The organism is Mesorhizobium sp. M7A.F.Ca.US.002.01.1.1, assembly GCF_004022955.1.
Taxonomy (GTDB): domain Bacteria; phylum Pseudomonadota; class Alphaproteobacteria; order Rhizobiales; family Rhizobiaceae; genus Mesorhizobium; species Mesorhizobium ciceri.
This window is the reverse complement of record NZ_RZQE01000619.1, coordinates 1-2829: the sequence shown is the minus strand read 5'-3', so window position 1 is coordinate 2829 and position 2829 is coordinate 1. Positions and strand designations below refer to the sequence as shown.

The window sequence follows — 2829 nt, the reverse complement described above, 5'->3', positions numbered from 1 at the left end:
GCCATAGGATGCCGTGACGCGATGCGGATCGGTTGCAGCCATGTCACGCATGGCTTCCGCCGGCGTGTCGCGGCCCATGATCATGCCTTGCGGCATGATCGCCCCGCCGACGGCACGTGCTGAAAGCGTCAGGTTCAGCCAGTTCGCCGGTGCGGCCATGCCAATCGCCAGCGCCCGCACCGAGACCATGCCGAGGGCTGCTATCTGCGGCGTCGTGGCGTCCGTCTCCATCTGATGGCCGCTGCGTTTGGGTTTGTGGGATGTGTTGGCGTGGCCTTGTCGTCGATCATCGCCGGCGCGGGCATGATGCGTAGCGTGCTGTTGCTGGGCGGTCGGCTCTCGACTGCTCATTTCGGCCGCCTGCGGGCGCTGCGTCATCAACCCGTGCTTCAGTCCGCGAGCGACCAGCCAGACATTGGCGGGATAGGCAAGCGTGAAGCCGGCAATGACGCCGATCGACATCACGCCCCAGAACAAGAGCTCGGTCGGCTCCATCGCGCGCATGTCGCGCCCCATCATCAGGAAGCTCATGACGGGCGCCATGCCGGCCATCATGAAATTCATCGAGATGAACTCGGGCAGGAAGCTCTTGCGCACATTCTCCCAGTAGGTGCCGCCCATCATCGATTTCATGAACAGCGACTGGAAGATGAACAGGCCGAAGGCGAAACCCGCCAGATATTCGACGATGAGGTCGAGCCACATCGGCAGGCCAAGCGTTGCCGTAATGACTGCCGCGAGAATGATGCCGGTCGCATCGCCGGCAACGCAGTGGATGGTCGAACCGACGCCTTGCTTCCACAGCGGCCTGGTGAAGTCTTCATGCTCGCCCGGTCGTGGCTCCTTGTCTGCAAGCACATAAAGCAGCAGCCCCAATGGACCCATATAGAGGGTCACCAGGATGAAACCCCATTTCATCACCAGCGGTTCGGGATTGTTGCGGTATTGATCGAAGCCGACATAGAGCGTCGAGGTGGCGGCAAGAGCGAACCAGACAGCAAGGAAATAGTCGATTGGCTGGATGAACATGGATGCATCCCGTCGCGGATCAGCGGTTTGTCACAAGCAGCCCCCGCCGATGAACGCAGCACGTGTGTTTATGATCCCGCCGGCCCAATCCGGTTGTGTCGAATTCTCCAGCCTGGCGCTCTTGTCGAAGCATTACGGCGCGGTAATTCCCTTGAAGGCGTGGGCGCTTCGCTGCCTCAACAGGAGCTGGCCATGAAACATCAAACACTCGACCAACTGCATGCCGTCGCCAAGATTGAATCGTCGGCTGCATATTCCGCAATGACACGAAATCAGCGCATAGAGCGCTGGGCTGAACTGCTGGAGCGTAATCCCGAGCGATGCCTTGGCGCGTTTGCAGGCACCGAACATCTGCACCCCGAAGCACGTGCAATGATGCGGGGCGAGGGAACCGCAATTTCGGTTGCTTTCGAAGATCCAGTGCTGCGCGCATCGGGTTTGAAAGACGATACATACGGCGAGGCAAAGCGCTTTTTCGAGCTGAACGACTGGCAGTTGCACGACATCGTCTGCGATTGCCACGTCGGCTCAACCATGAAAGCGCGCTGGGCTGCGACGCGAGTCCGCTCAGCCGTCAGCGGCAGGTTCTTTGCGTGGTTGCGGCAAAGGATAATGCGCTGACCCAGTTGGGGATCGTCGTCGCCCGCTGCGGCTTACGATCCCCTGTCTTGCCGATTGGATGTCTTGCCGATTGGATGTCTTCCGATCGGACATCTTGCGATGCGGATCAACGCTTGTCCTGGTATAGCCGGTCGGTCGCCCGGTCGCTTTCCCTTCGTTCAGCGGGCCCACGCCGGCGGCGTGCGATAACGGCATAGGCCAACAGCACGATCAGCAACAATGGGCCGCCGGCAACGACGACTAACCACATGATATCTCCAAACATGGCGGCATCTCCTTTCCCAGACAACCGGCAAGGAGGAGAACCGTTCCGCGCAGCAGCAGGGTAATGCCACCTCGGTCATCAACTTACGGATTGCGTTCGTAGGTTCCGATGAGTTCTGCCTGCTCGAGCGAGTGTTTCTGCGCCTCCCGCCAGATGCGCTCGACGCCTGCGCTGGCCGGAATGGCAAGGCTCGGCGTGTCGAGCGCGGCCAGCCGGAAATGGTAATGGTGGACGCCATGTCCGACCGGGGGTTCAGGGCCGTCGTAATAGGCGTTGCCAAAATCATTTGTTGCTTGCCTAAGGGCACCGGGACCTGGCTTGCCGCTTTCCGCCTCGGGAAGTTCCCTTGTCTCCGCGGAGATGTTGAATACCGCCCAATGACCAAACGTTCCGCTCGGCGCATCAGGATCCTGAACGACGAGAACGAGGCTTTTGGCGTCGTCCGGTACTCCAGACCATTTCAGCGGCGGCGATACGTTTTTGCCGTCTCGTGTATATCTTTCGGGAATTGGTCCGCCTTCGGCAAAGGCGGCGCTGCTGAGGGCAAGTGGCATGGTTCACTCCTTCCGGGGAAGTTGATCGCAGCGATGCCAACGGCATGCTATTTGTTGGTCCGCATCTTTTGTCTTGGATCGATCCCGCCAGCAGCGGTCGTGTCGTTCTCGACATCGCCTTCGACCGTGTTCTCGCCTTCAAGCTCGAACTCTTCGCCTTCCTTGATCGTTCCCTTGGAAGTCCCGATACCAGGATTGTTCGCCAAGTCGGCATCGCTCGGTTTTTTCCATTTCGGATGTTTGGTTCCGGTCATGAGAAAACTCCTTCGACGGGATTTCAGTTTAAAAATGCAAGCCAGATGGGCCGTTCCGGTTCCAGGGCTCTGCTTCATCGGCTCGCCGCGCGCGCCGGTTAGAGCC

The 2829-nt window shown here is 59.6% G+C and carries 5 protein-coding genes; 1 reads left to right on the top strand and 4 read right to left on the bottom strand.

Annotated elements, in window-relative coordinates; all coding sequences use genetic code 11:
* The coding region (locus tag EN932_RS33000; protein ID WP_164890752.1) for a DUF4396 domain-containing protein at positions 1-1029 on the bottom strand (1029 nt) is incomplete at its 3' end.
* A gap of 192 nt (positions 1030-1221) precedes the next feature.
* On the opposite strand from EN932_RS33000, the gene EN932_RS32995 reads away from it, so the two are divergent.
* The gene (locus EN932_RS32995) at positions 1222-1650 is read left to right on the top strand and encodes a hypothetical protein (RefSeq protein ID WP_013531527.1); all 429 of its coding nucleotides are present in this window, start codon (positions 1222-1224) and stop codon (positions 1648-1650) included.
* 106 nt (positions 1651-1756) lie between these two features.
* Here the strand turns inward: EN932_RS32995 and EN932_RS32990 are convergent, their stop codons facing one another.
* The 3 genes from EN932_RS32990 to EN932_RS32980 form a co-directional block, all read right to left on the bottom strand.
* Positions 1757-1915, bottom strand: a complete 159-nt coding sequence (locus tag EN932_RS32990) for a hypothetical protein (protein WP_013531528.1) — start codon at positions 1913-1915, stop codon at positions 1757-1759.
* An 83-nt stretch (positions 1916-1998) separates the two neighbouring features.
* Entirely contained in the window at positions 1999-2469 is a 471-nt protein-coding gene (locus EN932_RS32985; RefSeq protein WP_013531529.1) for a YbhB/YbcL family Raf kinase inhibitor-like protein, read from the bottom strand.
* Between the two features lie 47 nt (positions 2470-2516).
* Positions 2517-2723, bottom strand: a complete 207-nt coding sequence (locus EN932_RS32980) for a hypothetical protein (RefSeq protein ID WP_013531530.1) — start codon at positions 2721-2723, stop codon at positions 2517-2519.
* Positions 2724-2829 lie beyond the last annotated feature (106 nt).